Origin of the sequence: Mesorhizobium sp. CA15 (assembly GCF_020165215.1) — a bacterium.
In the GTDB taxonomy this organism is placed as follows: Bacteria; Pseudomonadota; Alphaproteobacteria; order Rhizobiales; family Rhizobiaceae; genus Mesorhizobium.
In genome coordinates this window covers 177,784-190,619 of the sequence record NZ_JAIUHQ010000002.1, presented here as the reverse complement: position 1 = coordinate 190,619, position 12,836 = coordinate 177,784, and the positions used below count along the sequence as shown (strand labels likewise).

Below are 12,836 nucleotides of genomic sequence, written 5' to 3'. Positions count from 1 at the left end.
CCCTTACTTGGTGCCACTCGGCGAGGTGGGCCAGGTGGGCATGATGTCAAAACGGGTAACGTCGGCCCATGCGGGGAGCGCGAGAACCGCGGTCACCATCTTGGCCACGTCATCCGGCTGCACCACTTTGCTGGCGTACATGGCCTCGCGCGTCTTGGCGTCGAGGATGTCTTCATAGAGCTGCGTCTCGACACGGCCGGCGACGATCTCGGTGACGCGTATGCCGGACGCAGAGAGGTCGGCGCGCAGCGCGCCGGCAAAGCCGGAGATAGCCGCCTTGGTGGCCGCGTAGACGGCGATGTTGGAGAATGCCGTGTGGCCGGCGACGGAACCGGTGAACAAGATGTGGCCCGACTGCCGCTCGCGCATCTGCGGCACGACGAGGCGGGTGAGCAGGATCGCGGCGCTGAGGTTCACCTCGAGCGTGGTGTCGATGTCGGCGATGTTCATATCGGCGAAATTGCCGAGCGGCGGCATGATGCCGGCATTGTTGATCAAGACGTCGACGGTGAGATCGGCCAGCACCGATTCCAGCGCCTCGCGGTCGGTGACGTCGACGGCGATCGGCACGATGCCCGGACGCTCGGCCTGTAGCTCCTTGAGCGCGGCCTGGCTGCGGCCGACGGCATAGACGTCGTAGCCGGCGTCGCTCAGCGCAATTGCCATCGCCCGCCCTATGCCGCTCGTCGCTCCTGTTATGAAGGCTGTCGTCACCTGGGCTTCCCCGATTGCTTGGACTTCAGTTTGCGGCCTGGGCGGATGCCGCGAAACCAAGAAAAGCAGCAAAATGGAAAGATAAACTTTCGAACGCGTTTCGGCGGCTGGAATATTCCGGCGTGCCCTATGCGGCGACAAACGCTGCTATCCCAAGGAAAACAATGTCCTCAACCCGCGAAGGCGGATTTCCGATCGCCAGCTGAGAAAAAACATGGCTTTCGTAAACAACCGGCCGCCTGCGCGGCGACAGAGGCAAACGACGTCGAAGTCGGTGAACCTACCCGGCGGTCGGCAAAGGCTTTTTCAGCTTGGTGAAAAGCGAGGCCGCCGCGGCCTTCTGCTCGGCCTCGGTTGCCTCGACGCCCGAGGCTTTGGCAAGCGCGCGCACACGTCCCAAACTGTTCTGCAGATGCTTGCGCATCGCCTGTCGGGCTTTGCTTCCGTCCTGCCTTTCAATGGCATCGACGATGGCTTTGTGCTCGCTGTGGATGCGCGCGTAGTAGCTGTCCTTGAGGGCAGGCTCGACGACATAACCGAGCTGGAATCTCGGCACGATCATCGGCCCGAGATAGGCAAGGAAGCCGTGGATGAATTCGTTGCGCGCCGCCTTGGCGATCGCGAGGTGGAAGTCGTAATCGTAATGGATCTGGACCGCGGCGGGGTCGGCCTGCTGCGCGTCGATGTCATCCATTATGGCGCGGATGCCGCTTGCTTCCTTGTCGGTGCGGCGTTCCGCGCAGAGCCCGGCGGATTCCACCTCGACGCTCAATCTGAGTTCAAGCAAGGCGATGGTTTCCGGCAGGGTCCTGAGTGCCTCGTCCGGGATCGAGAAACTGCGCGGGGTCGGCGTCTCGCTGACGAACATGCCGCGCCCCTGCTGCGGAACCACCATACCCTCGGAGCGCAGCCGCGCCACTGCTTCGCGCACGACGGTGCGGCTGACGTCGTATTCGGCGCAAAGCTCCGCCTCGGTCGGCAGTTGCGCGCCGGGTTGCAACTGACCGGAGCGGATCTTTTCGGCCAGGCTCTCCGCCACCAGGGTGGAAAGCGGCTTGCGTTTCGTCATTGAGGTCCTTCCGTTCAAGTTCAGATTCGGGATGATGCCCGAACCGGCAGGACCATTCAAACCGCCGCGGTGACGATCAGTTCGACCAGCATGCCGGGCTTGGCCATGCGGCCCTCGCCGGAGGAGCGGGCCGGCGCGTGCTCCTTCGGCATCCAGGCATCCCAGACCGTGTTGACCTCGTCGAAATCCCGCACGTCGTCCAGCCACATCTGGACGTGCAGGATGCGGGTCTTGTTAGTGCCCGACTTGGCGAGCAGCGCGTCGATCTTGTCCAGCACCTCGCGCATCTGGTCGGCCGCGGATTGGCCCGGCTTCGCCACCTGACCGGTGAGGTACAGCGTGCCGTTGTGGATGACGCCGTGATGAACGCGGGTGTCGAAGTCGAAGCGCTGGATGTCGGTCACGGGTTCTCTCTCAGGTAGCCGGCGTCAGCCGGATGGGATTGCCTTGCAGATACTGCGCGTAGGGCGCCTGGACGAGCCAGCCGGCATCGACGGGCAGGGTCACGCCGGTTATCGAGGCGGCGCGGTCGGAGCACAGGAACAGCGCGGCCTCGGCAACGTCGCGCGGCTCGACGAAGCGGCGCAGCGCCGTGGTCGCCTGGATGGCTTCGGGGTTGCGCTCGCCCTTGGCGATCTTTGCTTTCAGCCCGTCCGACAGCGTGTAACCCGGAGCCACGGCATTGACGCGAACCCCGTGCGGGCCGAGCTCGGCGGCCAACATCTGGGTGAGGGCCAGCACCGCATGTTTTCCCGGCGTATAGGCCGGCAGCGACAGCGGCGCGAAAGAGGCAAGCGAGCCGACATTGAGGATCGCCCCGCGCCCGGCCGCCGACATCAGCCGGCCGAACACCTGGCAGCCGAGCAGGGTGCCGCGATAGTTGATGCGCCACATCTCTTCGTCTTCGGCGAGGTCCTGGTCGAGCACATGCTTGCCACTCTGCAGGATGCCGGCGCAGTTGACGACGACATGAGGCGTGCCGAACGCGCTCACGACTTCCGTCGCCAGCGCCTCGACGGAGACGGGATCGGCAACATCGGTCCGGACGAAGAGGGCTCGCGGCGCGCCTATGCTCTCGCACGCGCTCGCCGTTTCCTTGCCACGGACGCTTTCACGGCCGGCGACGACCACCTGATAGCCGTCCCCGGCAAAGCGCTCGGCGATCGCGCGGCCGATGCCCGACGTGCCGCCGATGACGACGGCGCTCGATTTATCAGCCATGGCGGTGGTCCTTCCGCTCGATGTCGAAGAATTCGGCCATGGCCTCGACCTGGAAATCCATCATCGGGCGTCCGGGCTGAATGCGGCAACCGATCTCTTTCGCCGCCTTGAGCAGCGCCGTCTCGGCGGGCTCCATAATGATGTCGACCACCGTCATCTCCGGCGTCAGCTTGCTCACATCCATCGGCAACGGATCGCCGGCCTTCAGCCCGGACGGCGTGGCGTTGATCGCCATGTCCATGCCGGACGGATCGGGCTCTCCGATCTCGATGCGACAATCGGGGAAGGACTTGTTGACCAGCGAGGCAAGCTTTTGCGCGCGGTCTCGGTCGATGTCGGCCAGCCGTATCTCCGCCGCGCCTTCTTCGGCCAGGCAATAGGTCAGCGAGGAGCCGGCGCCGCCGGCGCCAACTTGGAGGATGCGCTTGCCGGCGATCCGGTGTCCGCCTGCCTTCAAGCCATCGATGAAGCCGACGCCGTCGAAATTGTCGGCATACCAGCTGCCGTCCGCCTGCCGGCGCACCGAGTTGGCGCTCTGCACGCGCGCGGCGCGGTCGTGAGCGGCCGCGCATTTGTGGTAGGCCGGGACCTTATAGGGCACGGAGATGATCACACCCTTGATGTTCTCGGCCGCCGTGATGCCGGCCCAGAAAGTGTCGAAATCTTCCGGACGGCAGCTCAGCGGCACCATCAGGCTGTCGAGCCCCTTCTGCTCGAAGATCTCGTTGAATATGCCGGGGCTCTTCGCATGGCCCACAGGATGGGCCAGCATGACGAAGATGTCGGCCTTGCCGGTTCCGCGCATCGGTTATTCCTTTCCGTTTGACAGTTCGTGATCACTCAGGATTTCGAGCGCCCGCACGAGTGACGAATGGTCGGCGTCCGCGCCGGCGGTTCGCGCTGAGCAGGCATTCATCAGCTGCTGCGCCGTTGCCGTGCCCGGCAATGCAACGCCAAGTGCGCGAGCACTTTCGAGCGCAAGACCGAGATCCTTCTGGTGCAGCCGGATGCGGAAACCCGGCGCGAAGGCGCGGGCGATCATGCGCTCGCCATGCACTTCAAGCACGCGCGATGAGGCGAAGCCGCCCATCAGGGCAGTGCGCACCTTCGCCGGATCGCAGCCGGCCTTGCCAGCAAAGACCAGCGCTTCGGCAACCGCCTCGATGTTGAGCGCGACGATGATCTGGTTGGCGATCTTGCATGTCTGGCCGGCGCCGTTCTTTTCACCGATCAGCGTGATGTTGTTGCCGAGCTCCTCAAAGATCGGCAGCGCGCGCTCGAACTCGGCGGCCGGTCCGCCGACCATGATGGTGAGGCTCGCCGCCTTGGCGCCGACCTCGCCGCCGGAGACCGGCGCGTCGAGATAGCCGCCCCCCGCTTCCGTGATTTTCGCCGCAAATTGGGCGGTGGCGATCGGGCTGATCGAGCTCATGTCGATCACCAGCTTGCCGGCGGATATCCCTTCAAGCACGCCGTTCTGGCCAAACAGGACGCGCTCCACGTCAGGCGTGTCGGGCAGCATCGTGATGACGATCTCCGCGGTCCGCGCCACCTCAGTGGCGGAGGCGACGACCGATGCTCGCAGATCTGCAGGCAGAGGCGAGCGGTTGAGCACCGTGACGACCTCATGCCCTGCGTCGGCGAGATGCCTTGCCATCGGCGCCCCCATGACGCCCAGTCCGATAAAGCCAATCTTCATTTGCAACTCCGTTGCGGCCAGAGCCATCTTGCAGGCCAAGCTTGCCATATGATATAGGACATCATACAAATTTCAATGCACCTTCTTCTCATTGGAGACCGATCGCAAAATGCAGGAGCGTGTCAATTCGCTAAAGGCTGCCGTGCAGGCGGGCAAACCCCATATCGGTGTCTGGTGCTCGCTGGCTTCGGCGCTGACCACCGAGGTCGTCGCCGGCTCCGGGACGGGTTGGCTGCTGATCGACGGCGAACACAGCCCGAACGATCTGCGCAGCATCATGGCGCAGCTGCAGGTCGCGGCAGCGTTTCCTTGTGAGGCAGTGGTGCGCCTGCCGTCCGACGATGCCAACCTCATGAAGCAGGCTTTGGATGTCGGGGCCCGTAGCTTGATGATCCCGAACGTGCGCACGGCGGAGCAGGCGCGTACAATCGTCGCCGCGATGACCTACGCGCCTGGCGGCTTCCGTGGCTTCTCGGTCGGTCATCGTGCCAACGCGTTCGGGCGCATCGCCGGCTATCACGCCAAGGCACGCGAGCAGCAGCTGCTAGCCGTGCAGATCGAGGACGAAACTGGCGTCGCCAATGCGGCCGAGATCGCCGCTGTCGCGGGCGTCGATGTGCTCTTCGTCGGCCCCGGCGATCTCTCCACCAATATGGGCGCGATGGGCAATCCAGGCGCTGCACATGTGCAGGAGGCGATCGCTTCGGTGCGCAAGGCCGCGGCCGCCGCTGGCAAGGCCAGTGGCATCCTGGCGCCGGTCAAGGCCGACGCCGACCGCTATGTCGCCGACGGCTTCACCATGATTGCGGTGGGCTCGGATCTCGGTTTGCTGGCGCGGGGCTCGGATGCCCTGATCGCTTCGTTCAGGCAGTAGGAAAAGCCATGGCAATTCCTCCTTACAAGGCGCCTTCCCGGAACGCCTACGACATCGTCATCGTCGGTGGCGCGGTGATCGGTTCGTCAACCGCTTACTGGCTGAGCCAGGCGCTGGGCAGCGGCGCGTCGATTCTCGTGGTCGAACGCGACTCAAGCTACGAATTTTCCTCGACGGCGCTCTCCACCAGCGCCATCCGCCAGCAATATTCCAACCCGATCAATGTGAAGATCAGCCAGTTCGGCATCGAGATCATCCGCGGTTTTCAGGAGCGGATGGCGCCGTTCTACACCAATGAGCCCGCGCCTGATCTCGGCTTCAAGGAACATGGATATCTCTACTGCTGCTCGCCCGAGGGCGTGAACGCGGCGCGCGAACGGGTCGAGCTGCAGCGCAGCCTCGGCGCCCACACCGTCTTCCTCGAACCGGGCGCGTTGAAGGAACGTTTTCCCTGGCTGAATGTCGACGACCTCGGCGGAGGTTCGTGGGGTTCGCGCGAAGAGGGCTGGTTCGACTCCATGGGCTTGCTTAATGGGTTCCGCCGCGCGGCGCGAGCGAGCGGCGTCGAATATATCGACAACGCCGTGACGGATTTGGATGTTTCCGAAGGCCGGGTCGTCTCGGCCCGTCTCTCGACCGGCCAGACGGTTCGTTGCGGAACCCTAGTCAACGCCGCCGGTCCACGCGCACAGCAGGTCGCCGCCATGGCTGGCTTGTCCATCCCGGTTGCTCCCTACAAGCGCTACAGTTTTGTTTTCGCCAGCGCCAATCCCATCCCCGGGCGGATGCCCAATGTCATCGATCTTTCCGGCACATTCGTACGCCCCGAAGGCGAGCTCTTCCTCACCGGCAACACGCCGCAGGGCGACGGGCCGGCCGACTACGACGACTTCGAGATGCATTTTGAAGAGTTCGACGACTACATCTGGCCGGCGCTCTGGCACCGCATTCCAGCCTTCGACGCGTTGAAGGTGCAGACCAGTTGGACCGGCCATTACGAATACAACATGCTCGACCACAACGGTATCGTCGGCTTCCACCCGGGGGTGACCAACTTCATGTTCGCCAACGGTTTCTCCGGCCATGGCCTGCAGCAGTCGCCTGCCGTCGGCCGGGCGGTCTCGGAGCTGATTGTCCACGGGGCTTTTCAGACGCTCGACCTGTCGCCGTTCAGCTACGAGCGCATACCGCGGAATGAACCGTTTCTCGAAGAAGCGGTGATTTGAGCCGTGTCAAACTGAGCCGACCGGCGCTCCCAATTTGATTTTAGAGAAAACGGAAATGAAGATCCTTGTGCCCGTGAAGCGGGTTGTGGACGCCAACGTCAAGGTCCGGGTGAAAGCCGACGGACTGGGCGTCGAGCTTGCCAACGTCAAGATGGCGATGAACCCGTTCGACGAGATCGCGGTCGAGGAAGCCATCCGCATCAGGAAGCCGGCAAGGCTGAAGAGATCATCGTCGTCTCGATCGGCCCGCAACAGGCGCAGGAGACGCTGCGCACCGCGCTCGCCATGGGCGCCGACCGCGCCATCCTGGTCAAGACCGACGAGCAGACCGAGCCGCTGGGCGTCGCCAATTTGATCATTTGATGACTCGCAGGACAGCTGGCTGCTTCATTGCATCGCTTTTCGCCTCGCGATCATTTCTGGCGCGAGCGATATCCACCGCGATCCGCTTCTTGTTTGCTTCGGGACGTAGTTGTCCGTCACGGTTTTTGACGAATGACCCATGGCCCCCATGATGGCGGGCCTGAACGTTGCATTCTCTTCTGGCGAAAATGGAAGGCTTCGATTAGCTCCCTTCGATTAGCTCCAAAGAGCGTCGAACAGCTCGAAAAATGGCTTCAATGACAGCGCGGAGCCGATCTGCGTCGAGATGTTCCATCGGTGTGTCGCGTCAGGTCAGAGGGTACTCTGGGTCGACCTTCAGGCTTAGAAATCGTTCGATCGATCATGCATTCTTCTGTTGCGTCGCACTGTCAAAGTCGAGCCACCCCATCGTGTCCTCAAGCCGTCTCGCTGCATGAGAAAAGGTCTTCGCCAGCGCTCGAGCTGGCAGGTCGATGACTGCAGCTTTTCGAAGCGAAGTTGAGCAACTCATTCGTAGACGAAGTTGCCGGAACTGCGCCAACGGACTCTGCCGTCCAAGTGAGTGGAACCTTCCGATCGATGCTGCCTTATCTTCATGTTTGAAGAAGCAGCGAGAGGAAGCAATTGAGCAGCATTGCCTGGCGGAGTCTGCTTTTACTGCCGGTGCTTGCACTGGCGCTGGCCTCCTGCTCCTCATCTGAAACCGTCGAACAGCAATCGAAGCTTGCCGCCTCGACGGCGGAGGCGGCGGTATTGGTGATCGATGCCTGGCTTTCGGGCGCCGCACCGCCGCACTATGCATCTGCGGCCCTGCAATCCTTTGCCGGCACGCTTGGTGATGCCGACCGGCAAGTTCAATCGGCCCCCTCATCCGATATCGCAAGGCGGGACGCGCTGAAGTCGGCGGTCGGCCGGGTGACGATCGCAGCAGCCGCGGCCGAGCGCGCCGTTAAGGCTGAACAGCAGATCCAGGCCAGACAGGCGCGGCAGGATCTTCGCGCCGCGCAAGCGGATCTCGCCGCGGCCTATCGCCAGTATTTTGCGCAGCAGCAATGAAGAAGCTGCTTGAAATTTCACTCGGTGTCGTGACCAGCGTCGGCGGCTTCCTGGAGGTCGGCTCGATGGCGACGGCGGCGCAGGCCGGTGCATTGTTCGGCTACCAGCTCATCTGGGCGGTGGTGCTCGGTACCATCTGCATCATCTTCCTGGTCGAGATGGCCGGCCGCTTCGCCGCGGTCAGCCATCACACCATCGCTGACGGCATCCGCGAGAGGTTCGGCTTCAATGCGTTCATCTGGCCGCTGCTTGCAGTCTTGCTGGTCAACTTCCTGGTGCTTTCCGCCGAGATAGGCGGTGTTGCCGTCGCTGCCGAGCTTGCCACGGGGATCAGCTTCCAGTGGTGGGCCTTGCCGGTCGCTTTCCTGGCGTGGCTGCTGCTGTGGAAGGGCACGTTCGGCCTCATAGAGAAAGGGGTGTCGATGCTTGGCCTCGTCACCCTCTGTTTCGTCGTCGCGGCCTTGATGCTGCGCCCTGAATGGAAAGAGGTGGCGGTCGGGGCCGTGCCCAGCCTGCCGCAGCACGACACGGCGACCTACTGGTTCATGGCCGTCAGCATTCTCGGCGCATCGATCTCGCCTTACCTTTTCATGTTCTATTCGTCGGGCGCGATCGAGGACCAATGGGACAAGAGTTACCTCGGCACCAATCGAGCGATTGCCGGCCTCGGCATGAGCTTCGGTGGCACGATCTCCGTGGGCGTGCTCATCGTGGCCGCGCTCGTGCTGGGCGCTCATGGCGTGAACCAGGTGGATGACTATAACCAGCTTCCGCTGATGCTGATCCCGATCTTCGGCTTCTGGGGCTTCGTCCTTTTCGTTGCTTCGCTAGGCATTGCCTGTTTCGGAGCCGCTCTCGAAGTGGCGCTGCAGCAGGCCTATCTCGTCGCGCAGGGATTCGGCTGGACATGGGGTGAGGATCTGAAGCCGCGCGATGATCCCGGATTCAGCCTCGTCTACACATTGACGCTCTTCCTCGCCGCCGTCCCGATAGCGCTCGGTCTGGACCCGTTGAAGCTCACCATCTTCTCGATGGCGCTGACCGCGGCCAGCCTGCCGCTGACGGTCGTGCCGTTCCTTTTCCTGCTGAACGACGACCGCTATGTCGGCAAGCATCGCAACGGTGTCATTTCGAACGCGGCCGTGATCTTCGTCATCGCGCTCGGCTTCGTGCTGGCGGTGGTGACCATTCCGCTGCAGATATTCGGAGGCACATGATGCAGCTGCTGCGCGATATATTGGACAAGCAGGTCGTCGACCGCGAGCAGGTCAAGATCGGCAAGGTTGATGGCGTGGTCGCCGAGCTGAGGCAAGGCAAGCCGCCCAGGGTCATTGCGATCGAGCTTGGCTCGATCGCGCTGGCGCGTCGGCTTGGCGCGCAGCCAGGCCGATGGACCGCGCGGCTCGCGGCAAAGCTTGGCGGCAAGCGCCAGGCACGGCCGCACCGGATCGCGTGGCACAAGGTGCGCGACATCGGCGTCGACATCGAATTCGATATCGACGTTCGCAGGACGAAGATCTTTGCCTGGCAGCACTGGTTGCGCGATCACGTCGTCGGCCGGATCCCGGGAGCCTGACGATGACGAATGTAAACCTCGAGCATCTGGCCGGTCGGCGCGTGTGCTCAGAAAGCGGCAAGAGTATCGGCTACATCGAGGAGATCATCGCCGAGCAGGACGGTGACGATCTCGTCGTCACCGAATTCCATATCGGCATCTTCGCGGCGTTCGAACGACTGTCCGCGTCGACCATCGGCACCGCATTGCTGGACTTCTTCAGGCTGCGTCGCAGGTCGGGCCTCTATCGCATACCTTGGGACAAGCTCGACATTACCGATCCGGCGCACCCGCGGCTGCTCTGCTCGGATAACGAGCTTTCGGGATTAGAAGATATTGGCAATTCTCGCACAAGTCCCGCTCCCCTCCATCAGCGCGACAGTTGAGGCAGCGGTCTCCCGATGTCGTCCGAGACGCTTTGCACCGATCCGCGGGCGCGCCGTCTGTCCAGATGAGCCCGGACTTGCCGACGCCAAGGCCGCTACTCTTGCCATATTGCATTTATGCCCAAGGAAACTCCTCGTATGCGGAACGATCGAGTCCAACTGCCGTTACCGTCAAAAAGACAGGAGCGAGCAATGACTGGACGCACCACCCACGATCAGCAGATACGTGTCATCGAGAAGCGTGAGAATACGAAGAACGCGCCCAAGGAATTCGAGGCCAAAGCGGAGCTGAAGCGGTCGGCGGCGGAGCGCGAGGCACGGCGGAAGGGGTCGAGCCTCAGGGGCGATACGCCTGACCTGGTCGATCCAGACGATCGCAATATCCTTCGCGGCAAAAATCAAGAAAGTGCCCATAACAAGAATCGAGATTCCAAGTAGGACCGCCTTCCGCGGCAACCCCAGGGCCTCCCGGCCGCAATCGGTGCCTTCTCGATAATCTGTGGCAGCAGTCTTTTGCGCAACTTGCCCGGATTCTCGACGAATAACTGTGATCGGCTTCGACGTGTTCGACTGGAAAAGGTCTCCAGGCTGAACCACCGCCTTCGCTAGCGGTTGACCGCCAAAAGACCGCAGCCCCGGCGCCCGCGGGAATGGAACCTCGCCCATCCTGCAAAGTTAAAGCGCGGGAGCGGTTGTCATGTCAGCAAACGCCGGCCTTCTGGTAGGCTTCGCATTTTGGTTCCTTGCCTATGCCAGCAACTGGGTCGCAGCCGAGGAACTCGGGCATCAACAAGCGAAGGTCGTCGAACCTCCGATCGAGCCCGTGATTCCGGCTGCGCCGCAATTCTCGAACCTAACCGCGTCCCAAGACCCGCCGGGCAGCGGGCTGTCGCTGTTCCTGAGCAACGGTTGTGGTGCATGCCATACCATAAGAGGCACCGAGGCCCGCGGGTCGATTGGCCCGGACCTTTCCCATGTCGGATCGCGATCAGCGATCGGCGCCGGGGTCCTGCCTAACACCGAGGAAGCCATTGCACGTTTTGTCGCTCGCCCTGATCTGTTCAAGCCAGGCGTGAAAATGCCGGCGTTCGACATGCTGCCGCAAACCGAAATCCAGGCGATCGCGCGATATTTGAAAGCCTTGAAATGACGCCTGGTTCTCGTACCGAATTCGGGACAGCGTCGTCCAATGCTACTGCCGAAGAAGACGCCGTTCGCGTGGCGAACCAGCCGATGATGATCCGCGTGAAGCATGTCGTATTCGGCGCCATCGGTTTGCCTGTCGTCCTGTTGCTTGGGGCATGGATCGGCTTTTTCAACGTCGGCGCCAGCAGCGGCCATTGGAAGGTGACGGCCTGGTTCCTTCAACTCGCCATGCGCTCGGCCGTACGCACCTATGCATTGGCCGTGGACGCGCCGAAAACGCTCGACCGGCGGGGGCTCCCGGCGGCAGCCGGACATTTCGCGCGAGGCTGCGCGATCTGCCACGGCGCACCTGGCGAGCTCCGCTCGCCGGCAGTGCTGCGGATGCTTCCGCAACCACCGGATCTTGCGCTCACGGTCGGAGATTGGACCGACGCCCAGCTTTTTCGGATCGTCAAGCATGGAATACGGTTCACCGGCATGCCCGCCTGGCCGGCCCGCGACCGCGATGACGAGGTCTGGGCAATGGTTGCTTTCCTGCGGGAACTTCCAAAGCTCAATCCGAATGAATTTCGAGCGCTTGCCTTCAATGGCAGCGATGCTACCAGCAGCGATCGGCAACCCGCCACCCCGGATGTTCTCTCCGACTGCATGCGCTGCCACGGAGGCGACGGCGAGGGCAGGGGTGACGCCGTGCCCGTGCTGGCCGGGCAGAAAGAAGCTTACCTGCTCGCCAGCCTTCAGGCCTATGCCAAAGGCGATCGCACGAGCGGCTTCATGGCTCTGCCGGTGACTGGCGTCGACCTCGCCGATCTGGCTGCGCTTGCCCGGTATTTCGCGGCGCAGCCGCCGGTATCAGCGGACCGCGATCAAGTTTCGGCGGAGGTGATCAACAAGGGACAGCAAATCGCTGAGGCCGGAATTCCGGAGCGGAACGTGCCTGCCTGTTCCGGCTGCCATCTCGGTTCCGACAAAAATCCGATCTATCCGCGCCTCGACGGTCAGCGTGCTGCTTACCTGGAGCGGCAGCTAAAGCTGTTCCGGTCCGAGGACCGAGGCGGCACGCCGTTCTGGCATATCATGGCTACCGCAGCCCAACGCCTCACGGATGACGATATACAAGCGGTATCGGCCTATTTTTCCAGAAGTGCTGAAGGTCCTCGGTGAGCACAATGCGCCTGCTGTACAAGGCGCCTCGAAATCGGTTCAAGGAACTTTATCCCATCCTGCCAGTTCCAACTCCGCACAGACGGCCTGAGCAGACAGCCGGCTGAAGCATCCTTTGCGGGTGAACCAGGCTGAATGCACTTCCGGCGGCCTTACGAGACATGGAATTTCGGGACTGCAGCCTGTCCCGGCCCCCTGTCGCAGCTATGGCGCGTAGATGCCGCAGAACAGAAGAACGCCGCCGATCAGGCAGAACGCCAGGAGTGTCGCAACGTAGAACCCGTGTTCGCGGAAAATCCTGGTATCGCGTTTCAGACTCACGGCTCAGCCTCTTCGACACCCTACGAAGCCCACAACACGGAA

At 62.7% G+C, this 12,836-nt stretch carries 15 protein-coding genes and 1 pseudogene; 10 read left to right on the top strand and 6 right to left on the bottom strand.

Annotated elements, in window-relative coordinates:
- Window positions 1-3: 3 nt before the first annotated feature.
- The 6 genes from LB515_RS04370 to LB515_RS04345 form a co-directional block, all read right to left on the bottom strand.
- Entirely contained in the window at window positions 4-714 is a 711-nt protein-coding gene (locus tag LB515_RS04370; protein WP_224606192.1) for an SDR family oxidoreductase, read from the bottom strand.
- Window positions 715-994: 280 nt separating this feature from the next.
- The gene (locus tag LB515_RS04365; RefSeq protein WP_224542942.1) at window positions 995-1,783 is read right to left on the bottom strand and encodes a FadR/GntR family transcriptional regulator; all 789 of its coding nucleotides are present in this window, start codon (window positions 1,781-1,783) and stop codon (window positions 995-997) included.
- 56 nt (window positions 1,784-1,839) lie between these two features.
- Window positions 1,840-2,187 carry a RidA family protein gene (locus LB515_RS04360; RefSeq protein WP_224706864.1) on the bottom strand — a complete coding sequence of 116 codons (348 nt, stop codon included), beginning with the start codon at window positions 2,185-2,187 and terminating at the stop codon, window positions 1,840-1,842.
- Window positions 2,188-2,197: 10 nt separating this feature from the next.
- Window positions 2,198-3,004, bottom strand: a complete 807-nt coding sequence (locus tag LB515_RS04355; protein ID WP_224706863.1) for an SDR family NAD(P)-dependent oxidoreductase — start codon at window positions 3,002-3,004, stop codon at window positions 2,198-2,200.
- Window positions 2,997-3,809: a shikimate dehydrogenase family protein gene (locus tag LB515_RS04350; protein ID WP_224706862.1), complete on the bottom strand. Its 813-nt coding sequence runs from the start codon at window positions 3,807-3,809 to the stop codon at window positions 2,997-2,999. Before LB515_RS04350 ends, LB515_RS04355 begins: the two co-directional genes overlap by 8 nt.
- A gap of 3 nt (window positions 3,810-3,812) precedes the next feature.
- On the bottom strand, window positions 3,813-4,703 hold the full coding sequence (locus LB515_RS04345; RefSeq protein WP_224706861.1) for a 2-hydroxy-3-oxopropionate reductase: 891 nt from the start codon (window positions 4,701-4,703) through the stop codon (window positions 3,813-3,815).
- A 109-nt stretch (window positions 4,704-4,812) separates the two neighbouring features.
- Here LB515_RS04345 and LB515_RS04340 point away from each other — a divergent pair, with 109 nt between their 5' ends.
- The 10 genes and pseudogenes from LB515_RS04340 (at window position 4,813) to LB515_RS04295 (ending at window position 12,473) form a co-directional block, all read left to right on the top strand.
- Window positions 4,813-5,577, top strand: a complete 765-nt coding sequence (locus LB515_RS04340; protein ID WP_224706860.1) for an HpcH/HpaI aldolase family protein — start codon at window positions 4,813-4,815, stop codon at window positions 5,575-5,577.
- 8 nt (window positions 5,578-5,585) lie between these two features.
- A complete protein-coding gene (locus LB515_RS04335; RefSeq protein WP_224706859.1) occupies window positions 5,586-6,803 on the top strand; it encodes an NAD(P)/FAD-dependent oxidoreductase in 1,218 nt (405 codons plus the stop codon).
- Window positions 6,804-6,858: 55 nt separating this feature from the next.
- Window positions 6,859-7,160: pseudogene (locus LB515_RS04330) on the top strand (electron transfer flavoprotein subunit beta/FixA family protein); the annotation flags it as partial.
- Between the two features lie 630 nt (window positions 7,161-7,790).
- Window positions 7,791-8,222, top strand: coding sequence for a hypothetical protein (locus LB515_RS04325; RefSeq protein ID WP_141245390.1), 432 nt, complete (start codon window positions 7,791-7,793; stop codon window positions 8,220-8,222).
- Window positions 8,219-9,439 carry an NRAMP family divalent metal transporter gene (locus LB515_RS04320; RefSeq protein ID WP_224625690.1) on the top strand — a complete coding sequence of 407 codons (1,221 nt, stop codon included), beginning with the start codon at window positions 8,219-8,221 and terminating at the stop codon, window positions 9,437-9,439. Before LB515_RS04325 ends, LB515_RS04320 begins: the two co-directional genes overlap by 4 nt.
- Complete coding sequence (locus LB515_RS04315) at window positions 9,439-9,798, top strand: hypothetical protein (RefSeq protein WP_224706858.1); 360 nt, start codon at window positions 9,439-9,441, stop codon at window positions 9,796-9,798. Before LB515_RS04320 ends, LB515_RS04315 begins: the two co-directional genes overlap by 1 nt.
- A 2-nt stretch (window positions 9,799-9,800) precedes the next feature.
- Entirely contained in the window at window positions 9,801-10,163 is a 363-nt protein-coding gene (locus tag LB515_RS04310; RefSeq protein WP_224706857.1) for a hypothetical protein, read from the top strand.
- A 192-nt stretch (window positions 10,164-10,355) separates the two neighbouring features.
- On the top strand, window positions 10,356-10,601 hold the full coding sequence (locus LB515_RS04305) for a hypothetical protein (protein WP_224523015.1): 246 nt from the start codon (window positions 10,356-10,358) through the stop codon (window positions 10,599-10,601).
- Between the two features lie 259 nt (window positions 10,602-10,860).
- Window positions 10,861-11,313 (top strand): c-type cytochrome, encoded by a 453-nt coding sequence (locus LB515_RS04300; protein WP_224706856.1) that lies wholly within the window; start codon window positions 10,861-10,863, stop codon window positions 11,311-11,313.
- A gap of 68 nt (window positions 11,314-11,381) precedes the next feature.
- The gene (locus LB515_RS04295) at window positions 11,382-12,473 is read left to right on the top strand and encodes a c-type cytochrome (protein WP_224706855.1); all 1,092 of its coding nucleotides are present in this window, start codon (window positions 11,382-11,384) and stop codon (window positions 12,471-12,473) included.
- The last annotated feature ends 363 nt before the right edge of the window (window positions 12,474-12,836 follow it).

Coding starts and splice junctions, on each gene's coding strand:
- LB515_RS04350 (WP_224706862.1), bottom strand. CDS start 3,809: ATGCGCGGAACCGGCAAGGCCGACATCTTCGTCATGCTGGCCCATCCT.
- LB515_RS04305 (WP_224523015.1), top strand. CDS start 10,356: ATGACTGGACGCACCACCCACGATCAGCAGATACGTGTCATCGAGAAG.
- LB515_RS04310 (WP_224706857.1), top strand. CDS start 9,801: ATGACGAATGTAAACCTCGAGCATCTGGCCGGTCGGCGCGTGTGCTCA.
- LB515_RS04300 (WP_224706856.1), top strand. CDS start 10,861: ATGTCAGCAAACGCCGGCCTTCTGGTAGGCTTCGCATTTTGGTTCCTT.
- LB515_RS04340 (WP_224706860.1), top strand. CDS start 4,813: ATGCAGGAGCGTGTCAATTCGCTAAAGGCTGCCGTGCAGGCGGGCAAA.
- LB515_RS04320 (WP_224625690.1), top strand. CDS start 8,219: ATGAAGAAGCTGCTTGAAATTTCACTCGGTGTCGTGACCAGCGTCGGC.
- LB515_RS04365 (WP_224542942.1), bottom strand. CDS start 1,783: ATGACGAAACGCAAGCCGCTTTCCACCCTGGTGGCGGAGAGCCTGGCC.
- LB515_RS04315 (WP_224706858.1), top strand. CDS start 9,439: ATGCAGCTGCTGCGCGATATATTGGACAAGCAGGTCGTCGACCGCGAG.
- LB515_RS04335 (WP_224706859.1), top strand. CDS start 5,586: ATGGCAATTCCTCCTTACAAGGCGCCTTCCCGGAACGCCTACGACATC.
- LB515_RS04345 (WP_224706861.1), bottom strand. CDS start 4,703: ATGAAGATTGGCTTTATCGGACTGGGCGTCATGGGGGCGCCGATGGCA.
- LB515_RS04355 (WP_224706863.1), bottom strand. CDS start 3,004: ATGGCTGATAAATCGAGCGCCGTCGTCATCGGCGGCACGTCGGGCATC.